Here is a 21436-nt window from a genome sequence, read left to right on the forward strand (position 1 = left end):
TTCTGTATCGTTTTTCTAGATCGATTTAGAAGAACGATTCAGAAGGCGGTGGCAGCGATGGCCGGGGTGACGTTGAAGACCGTGGCGAAGGCCGTGGGCGTCTCACCGTCGACGGTGTCCAACGCCTACAACAAGCCGGACCAGCTCTCCGCCGCACTGCGCGACCGGATCCTCGCTACCGCGCACGAGCTCGGCTACGCCGGGCCGGACGCGTCGGCGCGGGCCCTGCGCAGCGGCAAGGCCGGGTCGATCGGAGTGCTGTTCACCGACAAGCTGTCGTACGCGTTCTCGGATCCGTTCGCCGTCGGCTTCCTGGCCGGCCTGGCCGAGGTCGCTGAGCAGTTCCGCACCAGCCTGCTGCTGATGCCACTGGGCGGCGAGGACACCGCCGACAACAGCACGGCAGTCAAGCAGGCCGCCATCGACGCCGCAGCGATCTTCTGCGTGCCACACGGTCATCCGGCGCTCGAAATCCTGACCGCTCGCGGCCTGCCGGCCGCATCCACCGACCCTGGCGACTTCACCGAGAGCTGGGTCGCGATCGACGAGGTGGCCGCGGCCGCCTCCCTGGGTGAGCACCTGACCCGCCTCGGTCACCGCGACGTCGTCGTACTGCTCGACAACGCACGGACGCCGGGCAGTACCGGGGAGCTGGAACCGGACCAGGTCGCGAGCGGCAACCCGACACTGCGACTCGAGGGACTGCGCAAGGCGATGCCGGAAGCTCGCATCCGGCTGGTGTCCGGTGGCTACAACGCCTTCGACTCCGGAGTGGCCGGCACCGGCTGGGTGCTCGACTCCCAGGACCGACCGACCGCGATCGTCGGACTGAGCGACGTACAGGCGCTCGGCGCGATGGAGGCACTGCGGGTGCGCGGACTGGTCCCCGGGCGCGACATCACCGTGACCGGCTTCGACGACATCCCTGCTGCTGAGCAGGCCGGCCTGACGACCATTCACCAACCCATCAAGGACAAAGGCCGGCTCCTCGGGCGACTGTTGCTCGACCCAGAGGTCACCGAGCGCCAGATCCTGCTACCGACCGAGCTGGTAGTCCGCGCAAGCAGCGGACCCGCACCCAAGAACTGATCACGCTCTCAGGAGGGAGCAGTCATGACCTACTTCATTGCCGGCAACACCGCCGTCGAGAATGCACGCGCACTGTCCCAGTCCGCACTTCCGAACGCTCCGCAGCAGCCGTACGACGAGCCGTCGCGCCGCGCCGCCGTACTGCGCGCTCGGATCAGCGCAGCGCTGCGGTCCGCGGCAGCTCACGAGTTGCGGCTGGCGGAGCGCCTCGATCCCAGCCCCTCGTGCAGCCACTGACTGGGGATTGTCGGTGGCGTCTGGCACTCTGAAGGGCGATGAGTGAGCCAGGAGTACTACTGACTGCGCGAGCCATGGTCTTGCACGACCTGGCGGCGCGGGGCTTCAACGACGCCGTCATGGTGACCGTGGTCGAGGACGCGGTCGCCGAGCGGCAGTGGTGGCTCGACCAATGGCCGGACGGCGCCGAGCACATCGCCGGCCTGGTCGCCCAGGACGTGCAGGACCGGCTGGTCGACTCCCGGATCCGCTGGCCGCGCTGCACCGCCTGCGACGACCTGAACGATCACGAGCTCCGGATCGAGCCGGAGCTCGGTCCGGACCCGCACTGGGTCTGCGAGCGCGCGGGGATCACCGTCGCGCCGCTCGGCCACCTCACGTAAACCGCACCGACCCCGATTCCCAGGAGAGCTCTGTCCGGGTAATACCTGATTGCCCTACATGTAGCCAGACTACTATTGTCTGGCTACATGAGCTGGTTGCGTGTTCTCCGAGTGGTTGCCGTCGTGCATGCGGTGGCGGTCTGCGTCCAGCCGATCGCGATCGGGATCTACCTCAACGGGTCCACCACGGGACTGAAGATCCATGAGCCGGTCGGCACCGGGCTCGCGTTCGTTGCCCTCGGCCAACTGATCGTCGCGATCGTCTACTGGCGCCGCGGCGGCCGCCTGCTCGCACCGGGGATCGCGCTGCTGATCATGTCCCTGGAGGTCGCTCAGATCGTCATGGGCTACACCAAGCAACTGGCGGTTCACGTCCCACTCGGGGTCGCACTGATCGGCAGCGCGGTCGGTTTCGCCGCCTGGATCTGCCGCCGAACGGCGTCGGCATGAGAACCCTGTGGGCACTGCGGATCGTCCTACTGCTGCACTGCATCCTGATCTGCGCCCAACCGATCCTGGCCGGCTATTTCCTGGCCGGTGAGGTCGATGCGATGAACATCCATGGGCCGATCGGCGGCAGCATCTGGATGGTCGGATTCCTCCAGGTGCTCATTGCCGCCATCTACTGGCTCCGCGGCGGTAGTCGCGTTCAGCCAGTGCTGTGGTCGATGGCACTCGTCGCGGCGGAGTTCATCCAGCTCATCTTCGGCTATCTGCAGAACTTCGCCGTCCACGTCCCACTCGGTACGGCGATCGTCGGCACCGTCATCTGGATGACCGTCTGGTCATTCCGCCAGGAGGTCACACCGTGAAGCTGTCCCGGCGCACCCTGCTCGCCGCTACCGGAGCTGCCGCCACTCTGGCCGGCTGCGGACTGGACGCGTCTCCCGCACAGTCCGGTGAACTCCTGCGCAGCAAGGCGAAACTTCCCCAGCCCTTCACCATCCCCCTGCCGATTCCACCGACCAAGAAGCCGACCAGCCCCGGCCGCCACCGCGTCGTACAGCGCAAGGCGAGTCTGGAGATCCTCCCTGGCCTCAAGACCGAAGTACTCGGGTACGACGGCCTGTTCCCCGGCCCGACGTTCGACGTACGCAGCGGCCAGACCACTGTGGTCGAGCAGGTGAACGAGCTCGACGTACCGACGGCTGTGCACCTGCATGGTGGTCACACACCCGCTGCGAGCGACGGCTGGCCGCTGGACCTGCTGATGCCGGCAGGTGAACACCACGACCACTCCGGTCACCACACCATGCAGGGCGGTGATGTGAAGACCGGAAGCCGCACATACACCTTCCCGAACACGCAGCGCGCAGCCACGCTCTGGTATCACGACCACCGGATGGACTACACCGCGCCGCAGGTCTACCGCGGACTCTTCGGGCTGCATCTGATCCGCGACGAGGAAGAGGACCGCCTCCCACTGCCACACGGCGACCGTGAGATCCCACTGGTGATTGCGGACCGCGCCTTCGCCGAAGACGGCTCGTTCCTTTACCCAGCACGCAAGGACGGACCTGGTGTCGAATCGGCTTACATGGAAGGCGTTGTGGCCGATGTGACGCTGGTGAACGGCGCACCGTGGCCGGTGCACGAGGTGGACGCGGCGCGCTACCGGCTGCGCATCCTCAACGCAGCCAATGCGCGCCGGTACGAGCTGGCCTTCGACCGCGGTCCCGCGAAGTTCGTGCAGATCGGCAGTGACGGCGGTCTACTGGACGCCCCGGTCGAACACGAGACGCTGGTGATCGCACCGGCCGAGCGATTCGACGTGATCGTCGACTTCTCGGCGTACCAGCCGGGTGACGAAGTCACTGTGGTCAACCGACTCGACAACAACGCACCCGTCCTGCGCTTCACAGTCGCCCGCCGAGCCAGTGACGACAGCAGCATCCCCGCCAAGCTCTCGTCGTACGCCGCCATCGAAGCGCCGACCGGCATCGTCAAACGCCAGTGGCGCTTCCGTCGCGGCAACACCGGCAACCACCAGGGCTGGACGATCAACGGCAAGGCCTTCGACCCTGTGAACATGCAGGCCCAGGTGCCACTGGGTCAGTACGAGATCTGGTCGTTCGTCACCGACGTGCACCACCCGGTGCACGTCCACCTCGCGCCCTTCCAGGTGCTCAGCCGCCGCGGCCGCAAACCCGGCCCGTACGACGCGGGCTGGAAGGACACCGTCGACGTGAAGCCGGCCGAGGTGGTCGAGGTGCTGGTCAGATTCACGGAGCACAGGGGCAAGTACCTGATCCACTGCCACAACCTCGAGCACGAGGACATGGCGATGATGGCCGCCTTCGAAACGACCTGAACCCGCCCTCTTGACGTCTGGCGACGCGGTTCCCTATATTCAACACATCGGTTGATCAAGGGAATGGTTGATAAAGATGTCGGTTGACGATGAACAGCTCGACCGGGCCTTCGCCGCGCTCGGCGATCCGGTCCGGCGGGCGATGATCGCGCGGTTGTCGCGCGGTCCGGCGACCGTCAACGAGCTGGCCGAACCGTTCCCGATCACCACGCAGGCGATCTCGCGGCACATCCAGGTGCTCGAGGCCGCCGGGCTGATCACCCGGACCAGGGACGGCCAGCGCCGCCCCTGCCACCTGGTGCCGGCCGCGCTCGAAGCGCTGACCAGCTGGATCGACGAGTACCGGCTGGAGACCGAACGCCGCTTCCGCCGGATGGACGCGGTCCTCAAAACCGTCAAGGAGCAGGAGCAATGAACGCCACCACCATCAACACCCCCGCCGGTACGCCGTTCGCCGAGGTCACCCGGGAGTTCGAGGCCACCCCCGCTCAGCTGTTCAAGGTGATGACCAGCAAGGAGCTGCTGGGCGAGTGGCTCGGCCCGCGCGACCTCGAGGCGATCATCGAGGAGTACGACGTCCGCCCGGGCGGGAAGTACCGCTACATCCACCGCGACGCGAACGGCGAGTACGCGTTCCGCGGTGTCTTCCACACCGTCGAGCAGGACGCGATGGTCATCCAGACCTTCGAGTGGGAAGGCGCGCCGGGCCAGGTCTGCATCGAGAAGCTGACGCTGGAGCCGACCGAGACCGGCGTCCGGCTGCACCAGCAGTCCGTCTTCCCGTCGATCGAAGCCCGCGACCAGTCCATCGAGTACGGCATGGCGGATGGCATCAACGACTCCATGGACCGCCTGGCCGAGCTCGTCGCGAAGGAGGGCTGACGAGATGACGCAGGTCGTGATCGACATCTCGGTGTCAGTGGACGGTTACGTCACCGGGCCCAACGTCGGCCTGGACAACGGGCTCGGCGACGGCGGCGAGGCCTTGCACTACTGGGTTTTCCAGGGCGGTCCCGAGGACAGCGCCGTACTGGATGCTTCGTTCGAGAACACCGGCGCGGTGATCCAGGGCCGGAACCTCTTCGACATCATCGACGGCCCGCAGGGCTGGAGCGACGAAATGGGGTACGGCGCCAAGCCGACCGGCGAGGTGAACCCGCCGGTGTTCGTGGTCACGCACGCGGCGCCGGAGAACCCGCGGCTGGGCGAGCGATTCCGGTTCGTCGACAGTCCGGAGGCGGCGGTCGCGCGGGCCCGAGATGTTGCTGAGGGCAAGGATGTCGTCGTGATGGGCGGTGGGCAGATCTGTCACGAGGTGCTCGCGGCCGGACTGGCCGACGTACTGCGGCTGCACGTGGCGCCCGTCGTACTGGGAGCGGGGACGCGGCTCTTCCCCGTTGAGGCGGGGCCTGGGTTCACGCTCGAGCTGACCGAGTCCGTCTCGACGCCGTCCGCTCAGCACCTCACCTATGCGGTCGGGAAGGGATAGTAGCCGTGAGCAACGTCATCGCAGCCGCCGCTGTGTCACTGGACGGCTTCGTCGCTGATACCGAGGATGCGGTCGGACCGCTGTTCGACTGGTACAACAACGGACCGATCGAGCTGTACGGCACCGACCGCGGCCGGCCCTTCCACGTCACGCAGGCCAGCGCCGACTATCTGAACAGCAGCTGGCCCAACCTCCGCTCCTGCGTGATCGGACGCCACCTCTTCGACATCACCAACGGCTGGAACGGCGTACCCGCCGTCGGCGATTACGTCTTCGTCGTCACCCACCAGCCCCCGACCGACTGGCCCTTCCCCGATGCTCCCTTCACTTTCGTGAACGGCATCGAGGACGCCATCGCGCAGGCCAAGGCGCACGCCGGCGACCAGGACGTCGTCATCCAAGGCAGCAACATCGCCGGCGCGGCCCTGGCCGCCGGACTGGTCGACGAGATCGCCTACAGTCTCGTACCCGTCGTCTTCGGCAGCGGCAAGCGCTTCTTCGGCGACTACGTCGGCCCGCAGGTCCTCCTGGACAACCCCACCGTCGTTCAAGGCGACCGCGTCACCCACCTGCACTACAGAGTGAGCCGGTAACGCACCAGCACGTCATGCCCGCCACCAGATGTGTCGATCGCGATCGTCCCAGTCAGTCCGGCCAGCTCACCCGTTCCGGAGCCCGGTGCGAACTCGTAGTACAGAACACTCTCGTCACCCATCGTGCCGAACTGCTGCAGCACGACAGTGCCCTCCAGCCCATCGACACTCCCTCGAAAAAGCTCCAACGCGACATAGCCCGCCTGACCGACCGACGGGTCCCCCGCCGACAGCATGAACCCAGTGCTCGTCCCGGCCATCCCACCGGTCCACACCTTGCTGAAGTCGAACCGCCCAGTCGACTCCAGCAATGCCTCGCCGGGCTGCAGCTCAATCGTGAACGCACCTTTGGTCTCGCGTAGATCAGCCATGGCCCGGACCCTAGCCCGAGCCCACCCCCACCGCTTGTAAGAACGCGACAGCTAGCGCAGGTGCGGGTGTTCGGCGATGACTGTGCGGGAGCCGGGTTCTATCTCGGTGAAGCCGGCGTCCTGGACTACCGGGAAGCGAGTGTGGAGCAGTTGGGTCCAGTGGGCCGGGTTGGCGGTGCGAACGGCCAGGGGGAAGTTGGCGGCGGCCCATTCCTTGCGGTGGACGGGTGCGAGGGCCAGCCAGGCCAGGTGCGCACCATGGCCTACTTGCGCCATGGTTTTGCCGCTGGACATCTGGAGCGCCGGGTTGATCCAGATGACCGGAGTGTTGGGATGCGGTACGGCGGGGGGCTCAGGCTGGTCGAAGTCGGTACCAGTGACCTGGAGTTTGGCGAGGTCCTTCGGTACGGCGTCCAGCGGGACCGGCGGGAAGACGCGGACCTCGGCGGTGCCGTGGGTGACGGTGAGGCCCGGGAGGGCTTCGGTACGGCGCCACTCGGCGCCCCGTGCCCGGCGTACCACCTTGCGGATGCGGTGGTCCTGCCACGCGGTCATCGCGGCCGCCCACTCGCCCTCGCCGGTGGAGCGGTCGTCGGCGAGGATCGCCAGTACGGCGCGCGCCGCGGCCTCCAGGGCGTCGATCTGCTCGGGACGAGCGTTCTTCTCGACAGGAATGACCAGAGTCAGTACGTGCTCCACGGACGGGAGTCTGTCAGGGAGTAGGTTTGGCCGCATGCAGCAGTACCTGGATCTCCTGAAGCATGTGCTGGACCACGGGGCGGAGAAAGGGGACCGTACCGGGACAGGCACGCTGAGTGTCTTCGGCTACCAGTCGCGCTACGACCTGCGGCAAGGCTTCCCGGCCGTCACTACCAAGAAGCTGCATCTGCGGTCGGTGATCGGCGAGCTGATCTGGTTCCTCAGCGGCTCGACGAACATCAAGTGGCTGCACGAGAACAACATCTCGATCTGGGACGAGTGGGCCGACGCGGACGGTGAGCTGGGGCCGGTCTACGGCTACCAGTGGCGCTCCTGGCCGACTCCGGACGGCCGGCAGGTCGACCAGATCGCCGGACTGATCGAGGGCATCAAGAAGAACCCCGACTCCCGCCGGCACATAGTCAGCGCGTGGAACGTCGCGGATGTCGACAACATGGCGCTACCGCCGTGTCACACGATGTTCCAGTTCTACGTCGCCGACGGCCGGCTCTCCTGCCAGCTGTACCAGCGGTCGGCGGACATCTTCCTCGGAGTCCCCTTCAACATCGCGTCGTACGCACTGCTGACGCACATGGTCGCGCAGCAGACCGGACTGGAAGTCGGAGACTTCGTCCACACCCTCGGCGACGCGCACCTGTACCTGAACCACCTCGACCAGGCCCGCCTGCAGCTCACCCGCGAGCCACGCCCGCTCCCGACGCTCAAGCTCGCACAGCGCGACTCGATCGACTCCTACGAGATCGCCGACGTCGAGCTGGTCGGCTACGACCCGCACCCGGGTATCAAGGCGCCCATCGCGGTATGAGCATCATCCTCATCGCCGCGGTCGGAGCCAACGGTGTCATCGGGCGGGACAACGACCTGCCGTGGCGGATCCGCGAGGACCTGCAGCACTTCAAGCAGCTGACGCTCGGCCACACGCTGGTGATGGGTCGCAAGACCTACGACTCGATCGGCCGCCCACTCCCGGGCCGCCGTACCGTCGTGGTCACCCGGCAGCCGGACTGGTCCGCCGACGGCGTCGACGTCGTACACACCCTCGAAGAGGCGCTCAAGGACGACGGTGACCTCTACGTGGCCGGCGGTGGCGAGATCTATCGCCAGGCCCTCCCGTACGCCGACCGCCTCGAGCTGACCGAGGTCGACCAGTCCCCCGCGGGCGACGTCACCTTCCCGGCCTTCGACCGCTCGGACTGGACCGAGACCGCCCGCGACCCCGGCGACGGTTTCACCTTCGTCAGCTACACACGTCGCTGACCGGGCAACGACTACGCAACGACACCACCATGTCGACCGGGAACCGCGTAGATTGTGTGCGCGTCACGGAGGTGACAGCACGCGAGGGACGGGGTTACTCGCGCAGGCCACCGGAGGGGAACGACGATGACCGAAGCCGATAACACCGCCGTACCAGCGGGAAGTGGGCAGGCCGCGGCCGCCGCGCAGCCGGCGGTGTCGCCGCTGCAGCCGCCGACGGCGACCGCACCAGGGCTGATACTTACTGCGCCAGCGCCATCACAGCCAGTAGCCGCCACGGCCGCGCCGAGCCTGGCGCCGGCGGTCGACGCGGCCGCACTGCCTGGGCTGGACGCGAAGGTCGACACCTTCCTCAGTGCGCTGATGGTGGCCGAGCCGCGCTCGCCTGAGTTCGCCGCCAAGGCCAGTGACGTGCGCAGCATGGGTGACGCCGACATCCGCAACGCGGCCGAGAGCTCGAACCGGTTGCTGCAGCAGCCGGTCAAGGCGCTGCAGAGCGGCGGTCTGGCGGAGGGGTCGACGGTCGGCAAGACGCTGCTCGACCTGCGTCGTACGGTCGAGGACCTGGACCCGAAGGGCGCCACCGGGACCCGCAAGCTGCTCGGGATGATCCCGTTCGGCGACAAGATCGAGGACTACTTCCGCAAGTACCAGAGCGCGCAGACGCACCTCGAAGGCATCCTGCACTCGCTGCGGAACGGCCAGGACGAGCTCGGCAAGGACAACGCCGCGCTGAACCTGGAGAAGCAGAACCTCTGGGACGCCATGACCCGGCTGAACCAGTACGTGTACGTCGCCGAGCGGCTCGACGCGCGGTTGTCCGCGGCGATCGCCGAGCTGGACGCGACCAACCCGGAGAAGGCGAAGGCGCTCCGCGAGGACGTGCTGTTCTACGTCCGGCAGAAGCACCAGGACCTGCTCACCCAGCTCGCGGTGTCGATCCAGAACTACCTGGCCATCGACATCGTGATCAAGAACAACATCGAGCTGATCAAGGGCGTCGACCGCGCCTCGACGACCACCGTCTCCGCACTCCGTACGGCGGTCATCGTGGCGCAGGCGCTGGGCAACCAGAAGCTCGTGCTGGACCAGATCACCGCGCTGAACACGACCACCAGCGGGATGATCGAGCGCACCTCGCAGATGCTGCGGGACAACTCGGTGGCGATCCAGCAGCAGGCCGCGTCGGCGACGATCGGGCTGCCACAGCTGCAGGCCGCGTTCGCGAACATCTACGCGACCATGGACGCGATCGACACGTTCAAGTCCGAGGCCCTCGACAACATGGCGGCCACGATCGGCACGCTGGAGTCCGAGGTGAGCAAGTCCCGCAGCTACCTGGACCGGGTCGCCGGCCAGAACCAGCAGGTCGTGCAGGGCAGCCTCGACATCAACATCGGTCGCTGACACACCAATCCACTAGCAGGGGACGGGCATGGCTCTGGGGGACTTCTTTGCGCGACTCACTGGTCGCCAGCAAGAACCCGAGCCTGCCCCGGGTCCGCGTGCACCGACGAACGACGATCTGCTCGCGGCGCTGGTCCGGGTCGAGGAGCTGATCGCGCAGGGCGCCGTACCGGCTGTGGTCGCGTCCCGGGTGAACCGAGTAGTCCGGATTGTGCGGGACACCATCCCGCGGCTCGGGAACCTGGCCGGCAGTGCACAGGCGTACTCCGTGATGGCGACGGCGACCGACTACCTCCCCGAGGCCATCGGCGGGTACCTGCGGTTGCCACGGCAGTGGGCCGACACCCGGCCGGTCGACCGCGGCAAGACGTCGCTGATGATCCTGATCGACCAGTTGGACCTGCTCGGCGCGACGATGGACAAGGTCTTCGACGCGGTGAACCGGGCTGATGCGGCGGCACTGATCGCTCATGGCCGGTTCCTGCAGGAGAAGTTCGGCACTGGCTCCACCGGTGGAGGATTGGCGCTCGGCCCGACCACCTCGACGCCGCCGCCGGACACCGGGCCACTACAACCACCACCAGGACGGGGAGGCGCATGAGCGGCGAGGGGGGACTGTCACTGCAGCAGGCACTCACTGAACTGCTGAAGGTCGCCGTACGTGCCGGTGTCGCCGAGGACCGCGCCCGCTCCGAGGCGCTGGCGCTCGTCGCCGCTCTGGCCGAGTCGGCTCCCGGTGCACCGGCGGACTGGTCTCAGGCCTTCCCCGGTGCGACCACGCAGGACTTCTTCGACGCCGCTGTGCGCGGACGACGCTGGCGGGGCGCACCGACCGGCGTACTGACTGAGTTGGTGACCACTGGCTCCGCTGAGAAGGTCGCGTACGCCGAGGCGCTTGCTGAGCTCGCTTCGGCCGCTTGCACGTTGGGTGAGCCGACCATGCGCGTTGTCGGCAACGCCTCTGTCGCTGCGGCTGCTCAGCTGCAGGCAGCTGGTGCGCGGCCGCTCCAGGTTGCCTCCACTCCGACTGCTGCGCCGGTGGCTCCTGCGGTTGAGAAAGCAGTAGAAGAAGAGCCCGCCAAGACAGTCGACGAGCTACTGGCCGAGCTGGACGCGTTGACCGGCTTGGAGCGGGTCAAGCGTGAGGTGCACCGACAGGTCGCCGTACTGCGGGTGGAGAAGCTGCGGACCGAGGCAGGGCTGAAGAGTCCGACCATCACGCGGCACCTGGTCTTCGTGGGCAATCCGGGGACCGGCAAGACCACAGTGGCGCGGCTGGTCAGCGGGATCTACAAAGCACTCGGACTGCTCTCCAAGGGACAGCTGGTCGAGGTGGACCGCTCCGAGCTCGTCGCCGGGTACCTGGGCCAGACTGCGACCAAGACCGCTGAGGTGGTCGCCTCAGCGGCTGGTGGCGTGCTGTTCATCGACGAGGCCTACAGCCTGACCGCCGGTGACCTCGGCGCCGACCAGTACGGGCGGGAGGCCGTCGATACGCTGGTCAAGGAGATGGAGGACCGGCGCGACGACCTGGTCGTCATCGTGGCCGGGTATCCGGAGCCGATGGCGACGTTCATCGCCGCCAACCCCGGACTGGCCAGCCGGTTCCGGACCACGATCGCCTTCGACGACTACAGCGACGAAGAGCTCACCGACATCCTCACCGGCCTGTCCGAGAGCGCCGACTACAAGCTGGTGCCGGAGGCGCTGGAGCAGTTCCGGGAGATCCTCACGGAGACTCCGCGCGGCCAGTCCTTCGGTAACGGCCGGTTCGCCCGCAACACCCTCGAAGCCGCGATCGGCCGGCACGCGTGGCGACTTCGCGACGTGACGGCACCCACGACCGACCAGCTGCGTCAGATCCTCGCCGAGGACCTCAGCGACGACCCGGTGCCGTCCGAACAGCCGGAAACCGGCGACGACGCGTCCCCGGACGCCATCGAGCAAGGAGATGAGGCGTGACCCAGACCCAGAGTGCGCCGCCCGCGACCTGGACGCCGCCGACGCCCGCGCAGACCGCGGCACTGCAACGCCCCGGTACGCCGGTCGGCCGCGGTGCCGTCGCTCAGTGGTTCGACGGCACTCCGGGGCGGATGCGCGCCTTTCTGATGCTCGCCGCCGCGATCAGCGTCGTCTTCGGCCTGTGCGCCGCCCAAGGCTTCAACCAATCCGATGGTGCTCTGAAGCGCGCGGAGGCCAACGCCGCTCAGCTGGTGCGCATCCAGGCGATCCACACCAACCTGGTCAGCGCCAACGCGGACGCGACCAACGCCTTCCTGGTCGGTGGCCTGGAGCCGGCCGAGCAGCGTCAGCACTTCGTGGACTCGATGGCCGCGGCCGCCCGGCTAGTGGCCGAGGCCGCCAGCGCGCAACCAGCCGACCGGGACGCACTGGGCCAGCTCAACACCACCCTGGTGACCTACCAGGGCCTGGTCGAGCAGGCGCGTGCCAACAACCGCCAGGGACTCCCCATCGGTTCGCAGTACCTCCGCGACGCCAACGCGACCCTGCAGAACGACTCCCTCCCACTGGTGAAGGCCCTGGTCGCCGCCAACGAGAAGCGCGTCGACACTGAGTTCGGTGGCGTCAATGACGGTGTCGGCTGGGTGTTCGGCGGCGGAGTGGTCGCGCTGTTCGTCCTGCTCATCACGCTGCGCTGGCTGGCCCGCCGTACGCACCGCTATGTGAACGTCCCGATCGCCATCGGCGCAGTGGTCGTTTTGCTCACGACACTGATCGGTGGGTTCGCTCTGTTCGCCGCCTCCGGCCACGCCAAGGACACCCGGGACGGCGACTACGCCTCCACGCTCGCACTGTCCAGGGCCCGGATCGCGGCGTACGACGCGCGCTCCAACGAGAGCCTCACGCTGATCGCCCGCGGCTCCGGCGACGCCTACGACACGGCGTACAAGGAGTCGTCCAAGATCGTCGACGAGCAACTCCGCAAGATCTCGGGCCCGACTTCGCTCGCCGGGTTGTGGTCGGAGTACAAGGACATCCACACAAAGGTGCGCATGAGCGACACCGACGGCAACTGGGACGATGCGGTCAAGATCGCCACCGGCAAACACCCCTACGCCTTCCCCGACAACAACGCGGTCGGCACCTTCAGCGCCTTCGACCAAGCCTCGGCCGAGGACCTGAAGACCACCAGCTCAGCGTCCAGCACCCAACTCAAAGCCGCTCGCGATGCGCTGCCGCCGATCGGGTGGCTGGGCTTGCCGATCGGCATCGTGGTGGCGCTGCTCGTCGCATGGGGAATGTCGCAGCGGCTGGAGGAGTACCGATGAAGAAGCTGATCGCTGCCTCGGTCGCGGTGCTGATGACAGTGACCGCCTGCGGCTCGAGCGCGTACGACGCGACCGAGATCCCTCCGAAGCCCCAGCCCAAGGCCACGGCTGCTGCGGCCGCACCCCCGAAGTGCGCCGACACGGAGAATCCGTTGCGGTCGTATGCGCCCGAAGGCCCGATGCCGGAGCCGGGCGCGATGCCCCTCGGCTCCTACATGAGGAAGATCCAGTCCAACAAGCGCCTGATCGCGGGGGTGTCGGCGGACAGCCTGCACCTCGGTGCGCGGAACCCGATCACTGGTCAGATCGAGGGGTTCGACATCGACATGATCAAGGCGGTGGCGAAGGCGATCTTCGGCGACGAGAACAAGGTCGAGCTCCGGGTGATCTCCAGCCCGCAACGCATCCCGGTGCTGCAGAAGAACCAGGTGGACATCGTCGCGCGCAACATGACGATCAACTGCGCACGCTGGGAGCAGATCGACTTCTCGGCCGAGTACTACCGGTCCGGCCAGCGGACGCTGGTTCCACGCGACTCCACCGCGAAGACCACCCGGGACCCGCTGCTGAAGGGCAAGACGATCTGCGCGCCCGCCGGGTCGACCAGCTTGGACAACCTCAAGGACGAGAACCCGGACATCGTCCCGATCACCGCCGACACCGACACCGGCTGCCTCGTGCTCTTCCAGTCGGGCAAGGCGTACGGCATCAGTGGTGACGACACCGTCCTTGCCGGTGACGCAGCCCAGGACCCGTACGCGAAGGTCTTGCCGGAGAAGGCGTTCAGCGCCGAGCCCTACGGACTGGCCATGGCGAAGGGACATCCGGAATTCGTGCGGTTCGTGAACCAGGTGCTCGAGCAGATGAAGGCCGACGGCCGCTGGATGGCGTCCTACAACAAGTGGCTCGCCCCTGACCTCGGTCCGTTGAAGGCTCCGCCGGCCCCCGTGTACGGACGCCAATGACGGTTCGGACGCCCACTGCGGCGGCGCCGGCGCCGCCGGGGCGGATGGGGAGCAGCGTTCCGGCATCCGAGCTGCTGACGTTCCTCAACGACCTGGGGATCTGGCGGGATCGACGCAAGGCCGAGCTGGAGGAGCTGGACCAGGCGGCCTTGCACGCGCCCGACGCCGACGCGCTCAGCGCTGATGTCGTGCTCAGCATGGCGGTGTGGAAGGCGGTTTCGGACCGGTACGAGCTGATCCTGGTGACCTGGGATTCGGGTCGCGTGGGCCAGACCGAGACCGAGCGGATCTCGACGCTGATCTGGGGCGGGCTGGACACCGGGAGCGCCGGCGGATCACTGGCCGTTTCATTGCCTGAGGCATGCAAATTGTCGGATGCGCTGGCGTCGAGTCTGCGCGCCAAGCTGGCGCTCGAGCCGGGTGATGCCGACCGGGCGGCCAAGTTGCGGCAGCTGCGGGCGCAGGTCGAGCGGATCGCCGACCTGGTCAAGCAGGAGCCGGCGAGTGTCCGGAACGCCGCGCTCGCCGAGCACCACGACCTCGATCGCCGGCTGACGGATCTTGCCGAGCGCAACAAGCGCGGTGCGGACATCGGCGGTCTGATCGGTCCGTTGGAGATCGACGCCGCGCGGGCCGAGCGTGATCTGATCGTCGGTGCGGCCACCCGCAAGGAGCGTGCCGCCGATGTGGCTCGCGCCCGGACGCTGCGCGGTGACCTGGAAGCGCAGGGCACCGCGGTGCGCGCGCTGGCCGACAAGGCGGTCGCCGCTGTCACACCGGCTCCGCGGCTCGCCGTACCGGATGTCACTGCGCTCGGACCGGTGCCGAACACCCCGGCTGAGCTGGAGAAGTACCTGACCCGGCTGGACGCCGTACGGCGGGCGCTCGGACAGGCCCAGGCGGCGTACGGCGCAGCGGTGGCGCGGCGAGACGAGCTGGCGGCGCTCCTGGATGCCTATCAGGTGAAGTCGGGCCGGGTGGCCCCGAACAACGAAGACCTTGCGGAGTTGTACCGGCGTGGCCGTGCGGTGATGGAGTCGGAGCCGGTGGACCTTGTCCGGCTCGCTGCGCTCGTCACGGCGTACCAGGCCTACCTGGAGAGCACAGGAGGGACCAGATGACGACCAACATCGCCTGCACGCAGCCTGGCTGCACGGGCACCATCATGGACGGGTACTGCGACGTGTGCGGCTCGCCCGCGCCCGCCGGGGCAGTCAGCCCGTCGGCGGTCGCCGGAGCCCCCGCTGTGGTCGCACCGGACGAGCCGGACCCGATCAGCACGCCGTCGACGGTATCCCGCGCCTCGAACCGCTTGGCGTCCACACCGCTCGGTTCTGCGCGCGCCCAGGCCGCAGGCTCCAAGCTGACCCGCAGACTCGGTACGTCGTCCACCCGTCTGCGTGGGGCGCGGCTAGGTGCCGGTCTGACCCACGTACCGACGATTCCGCCGATCGACGCGAGCAAGGCGATCCTGGCGAACCCGATGGTGCCGGAGGACCGCCGTAACTGCCCCAACTGTGGTAACCCGGTCGGCCGGTCGAGGGACGGGCAGCCGGGGCGCACCGAAGGCTTCTGCCCCAAGTGCCGCAGCCCGTTCTCGTTCGCGCCGAAGCTGAAGGACGGCGACCTGGTCGGAGGCCAGTACCTGGTCCGCGGCTGTCTGGCGCACGGTGGCTTCGGCTGGATCTACATGGCCCAGGACCAGAACGTCTCCAACCGCTGGGTCGTCCTGAAGGGTCTGCTGAACTCCGAGGACCCGGACGCCGTCGCGGCCGCGATCGCGGAGCAGCAGTTCCTGGCCCGGGTCGAGCACCCGCTGATCGTCGAGATCTACAACTTCGTCACCCACGACGGCGCCGGCTACATCGTGATGGAGTACGTCGGCGGTACGTCGCTGAAGACGCTGCTCAAGCAGCGGATGGCAGCCAACAACAACCAGTACGACGCCCTGCCGATCGACCAGGCGATCGCGTACATGCTGGAGATCCTGCCCGCGTTCTCGTATCTGCACGACCTCGGCCTGGTCTACTGCGACTTCAAGCCGGACAACATCATCCAGGTCGGTGACGCGGTCAAGCTGATCGACCTCGGCGGCGTCCGGCGGATCGACGACATGGACTCGGCCATCTACGGAACGGTCGGTTTCCAGGCGCCGGAGGTGGCCGAGGTCGGCCCGTCGATCGCCTCGGACATCTACACGCTCGGCCGGACGCTGTGCGTGCTGGCGATGGAGTTCCGCGGCTACCAGTCGCGCTATGTCACGTCGCTGCCGCCGGTGGGCGAAGTACCGCTCTTCCAGAAGTACGACTCGGTCTACCGGCTGTTGCTCAAGGCATGCGCGAAGGACCCGGCGGACCGCTTCCAGACGGCTGACGAGTTCCGTGTGCAGCTGCTCGGCGTACTGCGTGAGGTGGTGGCGGACAAGCAGGGCGTCAAGGCTGCCCAGCACTCCGCCTCGTCACTGCTGTTCGGTACGCCGGGCGACAAGTCGGTCGGCCTGGGCGACGCTGCCGCACCGTGGCAGCGGCTCCCCTCACTGATCACGGACGACAGCGACAAGATGGCCGGCTGGCTGAAGACGGTCAGCGTGCCGGATCCGGCCAAGCGGCTCGAGCTGCTGGTCGACGCGCCCGAGCCGTCGCCGCAGATCCTGCTGGAGATCGCCGAGACCTCCCTGGAGGTTGGCCCGGAGCGCTACGACATGGTCGACACTGCGGTGGCCGACCTGCTCGCAGCGGACCCCTGGGAGTGGCGGGCGGTCTGGATGGCGGGTCTGGTCGCGCTGGCTCGTGGCGACGCGGCTGCGGCGCAGTCCGCCTTCAACGCTGTCTACGGTCAGGTGCCGGGTGAGCTGGCGCCCAAGCTGGCGCTGGCGATCTCCTGTGAGCTCAGTGGTGAGTTCGATGTTGCCGAGGGCCTCTATCAGACCTGTGCAAGCACGGACGCCAACTACATCGCACCGTCGGCCTTCGGGCTGGCGACGATCCGGACCAACCGCGGCGACCTGGACGGCGCGCTGGCCGCACTGGACCTGGTACCGCGAACCAGCGGCGCGTACGTGCGGGCTCGTCGTCAGCGAGCCGGTCTCCTGGCAGGATCGGGGCGTGGCCTGGATGCGCTCGCTCAGGCGATGGACAGCATCAACGCGCTGACCATCGACCCGGTCGACCGGGCCAACCTGGCGGCGAACGTGTTCCGGACCGCACTGGACGAGGTACGGCAGTCCGGCCCGCAGGAAGGTCTGCGGATCGACGGCCGGGAGGCGACCGAGCCGGCCCTGCGGGACGGGCTCGAAGCCACCTACCGGCAACTGGCCGACCAGGCCGAGAGCCGGCCGGAACGGATCGCCCTGGTCGACCTGGCCAACGAAGTTCGAGGATGGACGTTGCGATGACGAGTACGACCGAGACGGTCTGCCCCAGCTGTGGCGGCCCGGTGTCCGAGGCCGATCGCTTCTGCGAGGCCTGCGGTACCGAGCTGAAGCCCGGCGAGCCAGCCGTGGCCGAGGCGGCCACGTCGCCCGCGCTGGACACGGACACCGAGCCGACCGTCGAGATCAACGCCCTGCCACCGGCCGGGCCCTGTACGTCGTGCGGCGGCACCGTCGGCGCGGACGGGTACTGCGAGACCTGCGGTACCAAGGCGGCCAAGCCGCGTGACCACTTCCACGAGCAGCCGGCGCCCTGGGTGGCCGGGGTCTGCGACCGCGGTATCCGGCACAGCCGCAACGAGGACGCGATGGCGATCGCCGCAGAGGCGGAGCCGGGCAGCCGGGCGCTGCTGGTGGTGTGTGACGGCGTCAGCTCGTCCCTCGACTCCGACGTGGCCTCACTGGCCGCGGCGCGCGCCGCACGCGACGTACTGACTGCTGGGCATGCTCAAGGCATCGGCACCGAGTCTTCGCGCAGCGGTGCGATCGTGGCTCGGCTGAACGCAGCCGCCGATGCCGCGAGTGAGGCTGTGTTGGAGAACACCAGCCCGGACAGTCCGAACCCGGCGTCGTGCACGTTCGTGGCCGCCGTACTGGAGGACGGGCTACTTGTCGCCGGCAATGTGGGTGACAGCCGCGCGTACTGGTTCCCGGACGCGTCCGAGGCCGTCGCACTGACAGTGGACGACTCGTGGGCCGCAGAGCTGATCGCCACCGGGATCTCACGCGAGGAGGCCGAGTCCGGTCCGCACGCGCACGCGATCACCCGCTGGCTGGGCAAAGACGCCCCGGACCACACCCCTCGTACGACGACCGTCCGGGTGACCGAGCCGGGCTGGCTCGTGGTCTGTTCGGACGGACTGTGGAACTACTGCTCCGAGGCGGCACCGTTGGCCGACCTCGTCCGTCAGACCGCTGCGGCCAACGGTGGCGAACCGCTCGCCACGGCATCCGCACTGGTCGACTGGGCCAATGCCCAGGGCGGCCAGGACAACATCACCGTCGCGCTCGCGCGGATTTAAGGGAGACCCGAGATGGCAGAGTTCACCGCCGCTGTGTACCAGAACGAGTTCCTTCCCGACGGCGGCACCGACGTGCACGCGATCGTCACCGTGAACTGCACCGGCGCCGGTGCGGCCGGCCAGTCCGGCAGCGGTGACGCGGGCGAGATCATCATCGTCGACACCTCCGGCTCGATGGGCCGCGAAGGCGTCCAGGCGGCCGCGTTCGCCGCGCAGACCGCCCTCGACCAGATCCTCGACGGCGTCTGGTTCGCGGTCATCTCCGGCAACGACCGCGCCCAGCTGGCCTTCCCGCCGTCCGCGGAGCCGGTGATGGTCAAGATGGACCCGTACACCCGGCAGGCGGCCAAGGACGCGGTGGCCCGGTTCTACGCCGACGGCGGGACCGCGATGGGCACCTGGCTGCGGCTGGCCGGGCGCGTCTTCGCCACGGTCCCGACGCTGACGCAGAAGCACGCCATCCTGCTCACCGACGGCGAGAACCAGCACGAGACGCCGGCCGCGCTGACGCAGGCGATCCAGGCCGTCACCGGCCAGTTCCAATGCGACACCCGCGGTGTTGGTGTGGCCTGGCAGGTCGACGAGGTCCGCCGGATCGCGCAGGCCCTGCTCGGCACCGTCGACATCATCCCCGCGCCGCACCAGCTCGCGGAGGAGTTCTCCAAGCTGATCCAGAACGCGATGGGCCGCGGCGTCGCCCAGGCCGATCTGCGGGTCTGGGCACCGCAGGGCGCCGAGGTGCTGTTCGTCCGCCAGGTTGCCCCCACGGTCGAGGACCTGACCAGCCGCCGTACGTCGATCAACCCGCTGACCGGCGCGTACCCGACCGGCTCGTGGGGCGACGAGTCCCGCGACTACCACGTGGCGATCCGGCTGGCCGCGAAGGGCATCGGCCAGGAGCAGCTGGCCGCGCGTGTCCAGCTGACCATCGGCGACGACGTGGTCGCGCAGGGCCTGGTCAAGGCGCTCTGGTCGAACGACGAGGCCCTGACCACCCGGATCAGCCCTGAGGTCGCGCACTACACCGGACAGACCGAGCTGGCCGAGGCGATCCAGGACGGCCTGGCCGCCAAGGCCGCCGGCGACACGGTCACGGCGACCACCAAACTCGGCCGTGCGGTGCAGCTGGCCGCCCAGACCGGTAACGAGGAAGCCACCACGCGCCTGCGCAAGGTGGTCGACATCGACGACCAGGACACGGGTACCGTCCGGCTGAAGCGGACCGTCGAGAAGGCCGACGAGATGGCGCTCGACACGGCCTCCACCAAGACCACCCGGGTGAAGAAATGAGCACAGTCAACTGTCCGAGCGGACATCCGTCGGTCTCGACCGACTACTGCGACGTCTGCGGCCTCCCCATCGGCGCAGCGGCCACTCCGGTCGCCCCACCGGCACCGGCCGTCACTGCGCCCGCTCCCGCGATCGCCACGCAGGTCTGCCCCAACTGCTCCGAGTCAGCCGCCGCAGACGCACTGTTCTGCGAGAGCTGCGGCTATGACTTCACCACCGGCACCATGCCGCGCGCAGCCTCGTCCCTCGACCTCTCAGCCACTCCCCCGGCCGCACCGCCCGCCCCGGCCCCCGCAGTGGCCGAGTGGGTCGTCGAACGCTGGGTAGACCCCGACTGGTACGCCGTACAGCAGAGCGACGACCCCTGTCCCTCTCCCGGCCTCCCCGTGGTGATCCCGGTGACCGAGAAGAGCGTCCTGGTCGGACGCCCGTCCCGCAGCCGCGGCATCGCCCCCGAGGTCGACTGCGGCGACGACACCGGTGTGAGCCGCCGCCAGGCCCAGCTCACCACCGACGGCCAGCGCTGGTGGGTAGAAGACCTCCAGTCCTCCAACGGCACCTACGTAGCCCCCGCCGCCGGCCCCCTCCCCGAAACCCCCATCCCACCCGGCCAACGCCAGGAACTAGACGCCGACGACCGCGTCTACGTCGGCGCCTGGACCCGCCTAGTCCTCCGCAAAGCCACCCCGGAAGAACAAGCCGGCCAGGCTTAGGGGATCAGCACGAGTTTGCCGTTGAGGCCTCCTTTGGTGAGGAGGTCGAGGGCGGTTGGGGCTTCCGTCAGGGGGAAGGTTTTGGCGACGGTGGCGGTGAGGTGGCCGGCTTCGGCGTCGCGGGCCAGGTGGTCGAGGATGCGGCCGTCGGGTTCGGCGCGGAAGAGACGGGGCTCGATGCCTCGGGCTGGGGTGAACTGGCCGCCGGGGACCCAGAATTCGGGGACGGTGGTGACGTAGCTGCCGCCGTCGCGGACGGCGGCGAAGGCTGCGCGAGCGGCTGGGCCTCCGACTACGTCGAGGGCTGCGTCGGCGGAGGCTGCGGGTGAGGTCTCGCCGCGGCTCAACGTGCGCACGGTGAGGCCGCGGCTGGCTGCGAGTTCGGCGGCGAAGCGTCCGACTGCGCCCCGGGCGCCGTTGATGACCAGACTGCTGCCGGGGGCGAGATCGAGCACGTCCAAGGCCTGGTACGCCGTGAGTCCGGCGAGCGGCAGGGTCGCGGCTTCGGCCCAGTCGAGGTTGGTGGGTGCCGTGGCGACCTGGGTGGCGGGGAGCGTCACGTATTCGGCGTAGCCACCGACCTGGGTGTGTGAGTGGCCGGTGCTGGCGATGACGGCTGCGCCGGTTTCCCAGGCACCGCCCTCGACCACGCCGGCGACGTCGTACCCGGGCACGAGCGGTAGCCGGAGGTCGTCGTACCAGCGGTAGTTGCCGGCGAGCATGCCGAGGTCGGCGGGGTTGACCGCGGCGGCCATGACCTTGATCAGGACCTCGCCGTCGGCCGGCTCCTTCACCGGCAGGTCGTGCGGCCGTAGCTCTGCTTCGGGGCCGACTCGATCGGTCGCCATCGTGCGCATCGTCGTCATGAG

The 21436-nt window shown here is 68.4% G+C and carries 25 protein-coding genes; 22 read left to right on the top strand and 3 right to left on the bottom strand.

Annotated features, from left to right (window positions below):
- Positions 1 to 57: 57 nt before the first annotated feature.
- From ABZS29_RS04510 to ABZS29_RS04555, 10 genes are all read left to right on the top strand, one after another.
- Complete coding sequence (locus tag ABZS29_RS04510; protein WP_355458507.1) at positions 58 to 1089, top strand: LacI family DNA-binding transcriptional regulator; 1032 nt, start codon at positions 58 to 60, stop codon at positions 1087 to 1089.
- Positions 1090 to 1113: 24 nt separating this feature from the next.
- Positions 1114 to 1326: a hypothetical protein gene (locus ABZS29_RS04515; protein ID WP_355458509.1), complete on the top strand. Its 213-nt coding sequence runs from the start codon at positions 1114 to 1116 to the stop codon at positions 1324 to 1326.
- Between the two features lie 38 nt (positions 1327 to 1364).
- Complete coding sequence (locus ABZS29_RS04520; protein WP_132404359.1) at positions 1365 to 1709, top strand: hypothetical protein; 345 nt, start codon at positions 1365 to 1367, stop codon at positions 1707 to 1709.
- An 87-nt stretch (positions 1710 to 1796) separates the two neighbouring features.
- Positions 1797 to 2159: a hypothetical protein gene (locus tag ABZS29_RS04525; protein WP_355458511.1), complete on the top strand. Its 363-nt coding sequence runs from the start codon at positions 1797 to 1799 to the stop codon at positions 2157 to 2159.
- Positions 2156 to 2521 (top strand): hypothetical protein, encoded by a 366-nt coding sequence (locus tag ABZS29_RS04530; protein WP_355458513.1) that lies wholly within the window; start codon positions 2156 to 2158, stop codon positions 2519 to 2521. The genes ABZS29_RS04525 and ABZS29_RS04530 overlap by 4 nt, the downstream gene beginning before the upstream one ends.
- Positions 2518 to 4020, top strand: a complete 1503-nt coding sequence (locus ABZS29_RS04535) for a multicopper oxidase domain-containing protein (RefSeq protein WP_355458515.1) — start codon at positions 2518 to 2520, stop codon at positions 4018 to 4020. Before ABZS29_RS04530 ends, ABZS29_RS04535 begins: the two co-directional genes overlap by 4 nt.
- Positions 4021 to 4096: 76 nt before the next feature.
- Positions 4097 to 4435 carry a metalloregulator ArsR/SmtB family transcription factor gene (locus ABZS29_RS04540; RefSeq protein ID WP_355458517.1) on the top strand — a complete coding sequence of 113 codons (339 nt, stop codon included), beginning with the start codon at positions 4097 to 4099 and terminating at the stop codon, positions 4433 to 4435.
- A complete protein-coding gene (locus tag ABZS29_RS04545; RefSeq protein ID WP_355458518.1) occupies positions 4432 to 4902 on the top strand; it encodes an SRPBCC domain-containing protein in 471 nt (156 codons plus the stop codon). Before ABZS29_RS04540 ends, ABZS29_RS04545 begins: the two co-directional genes overlap by 4 nt.
- A 4-nt stretch (positions 4903 to 4906) precedes the next feature.
- Entirely contained in the window at positions 4907 to 5509 is a 603-nt protein-coding gene (locus ABZS29_RS04550; protein WP_355458520.1) for a dihydrofolate reductase family protein, read from the top strand.
- Between the two features lie 5 nt (positions 5510 to 5514).
- The gene (locus tag ABZS29_RS04555; protein WP_355458522.1) at positions 5515 to 6102 is read left to right on the top strand and encodes a dihydrofolate reductase family protein; all 588 of its coding nucleotides are present in this window, start codon (positions 5515 to 5517) and stop codon (positions 6100 to 6102) included.
- Here ABZS29_RS04555 and ABZS29_RS04560 read toward each other — a convergent pair.
- Positions 6084 to 6473 carry a DUF3224 domain-containing protein gene (locus tag ABZS29_RS04560; protein WP_355458523.1) on the bottom strand — a complete coding sequence of 130 codons (390 nt, stop codon included), beginning with the start codon at positions 6471 to 6473 and terminating at the stop codon, positions 6084 to 6086. The two genes, ABZS29_RS04555 and ABZS29_RS04560, sit on opposite strands and share 19 nt — an antisense overlap.
- 51 nt (positions 6474 to 6524) lie before the next feature.
- Complete coding sequence (locus tag ABZS29_RS04565) at positions 6525 to 7172, bottom strand: peptidyl-tRNA hydrolase (protein ID WP_355458525.1); 648 nt, start codon at positions 7170 to 7172, stop codon at positions 6525 to 6527.
- Between the two features lie 34 nt (positions 7173 to 7206).
- Here ABZS29_RS04565 and ABZS29_RS04570 point away from each other — a divergent pair, with 34 nt between their 5' ends.
- From ABZS29_RS04570 to ABZS29_RS04625, 12 genes are all read left to right on the top strand, one after another.
- A complete protein-coding gene (locus tag ABZS29_RS04570; protein WP_355458527.1) occupies positions 7207 to 7998 on the top strand; it encodes a thymidylate synthase in 792 nt (263 codons plus the stop codon).
- Positions 7995 to 8450: a dihydrofolate reductase gene (locus tag ABZS29_RS04575; protein ID WP_355458529.1), complete on the top strand. Its 456-nt coding sequence runs from the start codon at positions 7995 to 7997 to the stop codon at positions 8448 to 8450. Before ABZS29_RS04570 ends, ABZS29_RS04575 begins: the two co-directional genes overlap by 4 nt.
- Before the next feature lie 126 nt (positions 8451 to 8576).
- Positions 8577 to 9857, top strand: a complete 1281-nt coding sequence (locus ABZS29_RS04580) for a toxic anion resistance protein (RefSeq protein WP_355458531.1) — start codon at positions 8577 to 8579, stop codon at positions 9855 to 9857.
- 28 nt (positions 9858 to 9885) lie between these two features.
- Complete coding sequence (locus ABZS29_RS04585) at positions 9886 to 10458, top strand: hypothetical protein (RefSeq protein ID WP_355458532.1); 573 nt, start codon at positions 9886 to 9888, stop codon at positions 10456 to 10458.
- Positions 10455 to 11819 carry an AAA family ATPase gene (locus tag ABZS29_RS04590; RefSeq protein ID WP_355458534.1) on the top strand — a complete coding sequence of 455 codons (1365 nt, stop codon included), beginning with the start codon at positions 10455 to 10457 and terminating at the stop codon, positions 11817 to 11819. The genes ABZS29_RS04585 and ABZS29_RS04590 overlap by 4 nt, the downstream gene beginning before the upstream one ends.
- The gene (locus ABZS29_RS04595; protein WP_355458536.1) at positions 11816 to 13147 is read left to right on the top strand and encodes a hypothetical protein; all 1332 of its coding nucleotides are present in this window, start codon (positions 11816 to 11818) and stop codon (positions 13145 to 13147) included. Before ABZS29_RS04590 ends, ABZS29_RS04595 begins: the two co-directional genes overlap by 4 nt.
- Complete coding sequence (locus ABZS29_RS04600; RefSeq protein ID WP_355458538.1) at positions 13144 to 14112, top strand: glutamate ABC transporter substrate-binding protein; 969 nt, start codon at positions 13144 to 13146, stop codon at positions 14110 to 14112. The genes ABZS29_RS04595 and ABZS29_RS04600 overlap by 4 nt, the downstream gene beginning before the upstream one ends.
- Positions 14109 to 15233, top strand: a complete 1125-nt coding sequence (locus ABZS29_RS04605; protein ID WP_355458539.1) for a hypothetical protein — start codon at positions 14109 to 14111, stop codon at positions 15231 to 15233. The genes ABZS29_RS04600 and ABZS29_RS04605 overlap by 4 nt, the downstream gene beginning before the upstream one ends.
- Positions 15230 to 17506 carry a tetratricopeptide repeat protein gene (locus ABZS29_RS04610; protein ID WP_355458541.1) on the top strand — a complete coding sequence of 759 codons (2277 nt, stop codon included), beginning with the start codon at positions 15230 to 15232 and terminating at the stop codon, positions 17504 to 17506. Before ABZS29_RS04605 ends, ABZS29_RS04610 begins: the two co-directional genes overlap by 4 nt.
- Positions 17503 to 18564 (top strand): PP2C family serine/threonine-protein phosphatase, encoded by a 1062-nt coding sequence (locus tag ABZS29_RS04615; protein ID WP_355458543.1) that lies wholly within the window; start codon positions 17503 to 17505, stop codon positions 18562 to 18564. The genes ABZS29_RS04610 and ABZS29_RS04615 overlap by 4 nt, the downstream gene beginning before the upstream one ends.
- A gap of 12 nt (positions 18565 to 18576) precedes the next feature.
- On the top strand, positions 18577 to 19854 hold the full coding sequence (locus ABZS29_RS04620) for a VWA domain-containing protein (protein ID WP_355458545.1): 1278 nt from the start codon (positions 18577 to 18579) through the stop codon (positions 19852 to 19854).
- Positions 19851 to 20567, top strand: coding sequence for an FHA domain-containing protein (locus tag ABZS29_RS04625; RefSeq protein ID WP_355458547.1), 717 nt, complete (start codon positions 19851 to 19853; stop codon positions 20565 to 20567). The genes ABZS29_RS04620 and ABZS29_RS04625 overlap by 4 nt, the downstream gene beginning before the upstream one ends.
- Here the strand turns inward: ABZS29_RS04625 and ABZS29_RS04630 are convergent.
- Positions 20564 to 21433: an NADP-dependent oxidoreductase gene (locus tag ABZS29_RS04630; RefSeq protein ID WP_355458549.1), complete on the bottom strand. Its 870-nt coding sequence runs from the start codon at positions 21431 to 21433 to the stop codon at positions 20564 to 20566. The genes ABZS29_RS04625 and ABZS29_RS04630 overlap by 4 nt on opposite strands.
- Positions 21434 to 21436 lie beyond the last annotated feature (3 nt).

The organism is Kribbella sp. NPDC005582 (assembly GCF_040605415.1).
Taxonomy (GTDB): Bacteria; Actinomycetota; Actinomycetes; order Propionibacteriales; family Kribbellaceae; genus Kribbella.

Bases quoted from the DNA above. Each gene is read 5' to 3' on its own strand.
- ABZS29_RS04525 (WP_355458511.1), top strand. From the start codon at position 1,797: ATGAGCTGGTTGCGTGTTCTCCGAGTGGTTGCCGTCGTGCATGCGGTG.
- ABZS29_RS04530 (WP_355458513.1), top strand. From the start codon at position 2,156: ATGAGAACCCTGTGGGCACTGCGGATCGTCCTACTGCTGCACTGCATC.
- ABZS29_RS04610 (WP_355458541.1), top strand. From the start codon at position 15,230: ATGACGACCAACATCGCCTGCACGCAGCCTGGCTGCACGGGCACCATC.
- ABZS29_RS04615 (WP_355458543.1), top strand. From the start codon at position 17,503: ATGACGAGTACGACCGAGACGGTCTGCCCCAGCTGTGGCGGCCCGGTG.
- ABZS29_RS04550 (WP_355458520.1), top strand. From the start codon at position 4,907: ATGACGCAGGTCGTGATCGACATCTCGGTGTCAGTGGACGGTTACGTC.
- ABZS29_RS04520 (WP_132404359.1), top strand. From the start codon at position 1,365: ATGAGTGAGCCAGGAGTACTACTGACTGCGCGAGCCATGGTCTTGCAC.
- ABZS29_RS04570 (WP_355458527.1), top strand. From the start codon at position 7,207: ATGCAGCAGTACCTGGATCTCCTGAAGCATGTGCTGGACCACGGGGCG.
- ABZS29_RS04580 (WP_355458531.1), top strand. From the start codon at position 8,577: ATGACCGAAGCCGATAACACCGCCGTACCAGCGGGAAGTGGGCAGGCC.
- ABZS29_RS04605 (WP_355458539.1), top strand. From the start codon at position 14,109: ATGACGGTTCGGACGCCCACTGCGGCGGCGCCGGCGCCGCCGGGGCGG.
- ABZS29_RS04590 (WP_355458534.1), top strand. From the start codon at position 10,455: ATGAGCGGCGAGGGGGGACTGTCACTGCAGCAGGCACTCACTGAACTG.
- ABZS29_RS04540 (WP_355458517.1), top strand. From the start codon at position 4,097: ATGTCGGTTGACGATGAACAGCTCGACCGGGCCTTCGCCGCGCTCGGC.
- ABZS29_RS04510 (WP_355458507.1), top strand. From the start codon at position 58: ATGGCCGGGGTGACGTTGAAGACCGTGGCGAAGGCCGTGGGCGTCTCA.
- ABZS29_RS04575 (WP_355458529.1), top strand. From the start codon at position 7,995: ATGAGCATCATCCTCATCGCCGCGGTCGGAGCCAACGGTGTCATCGGG.
- ABZS29_RS04585 (WP_355458532.1), top strand. From the start codon at position 9,886: ATGGCTCTGGGGGACTTCTTTGCGCGACTCACTGGTCGCCAGCAAGAA.
- ABZS29_RS04560 (WP_355458523.1), bottom strand. From the start codon at position 6,473: ATGGCTGATCTACGCGAGACCAAAGGTGCGTTCACGATTGAGCTGCAG.
- ABZS29_RS04630 (WP_355458549.1), bottom strand. From the start codon at position 21,433: ATGACGACGATGCGCACGATGGCGACCGATCGAGTCGGCCCCGAAGCA.
- ABZS29_RS04625 (WP_355458547.1), top strand. From the start codon at position 19,851: ATGAGCACAGTCAACTGTCCGAGCGGACATCCGTCGGTCTCGACCGAC.
- ABZS29_RS04620 (WP_355458545.1), top strand. From the start codon at position 18,577: ATGGCAGAGTTCACCGCCGCTGTGTACCAGAACGAGTTCCTTCCCGAC.
- ABZS29_RS04545 (WP_355458518.1), top strand. From the start codon at position 4,432: ATGAACGCCACCACCATCAACACCCCCGCCGGTACGCCGTTCGCCGAG.
- ABZS29_RS04515 (WP_355458509.1), top strand. From the start codon at position 1,114: ATGACCTACTTCATTGCCGGCAACACCGCCGTCGAGAATGCACGCGCA.
- ABZS29_RS04600 (WP_355458538.1), top strand. From the start codon at position 13,144: ATGAAGAAGCTGATCGCTGCCTCGGTCGCGGTGCTGATGACAGTGACC.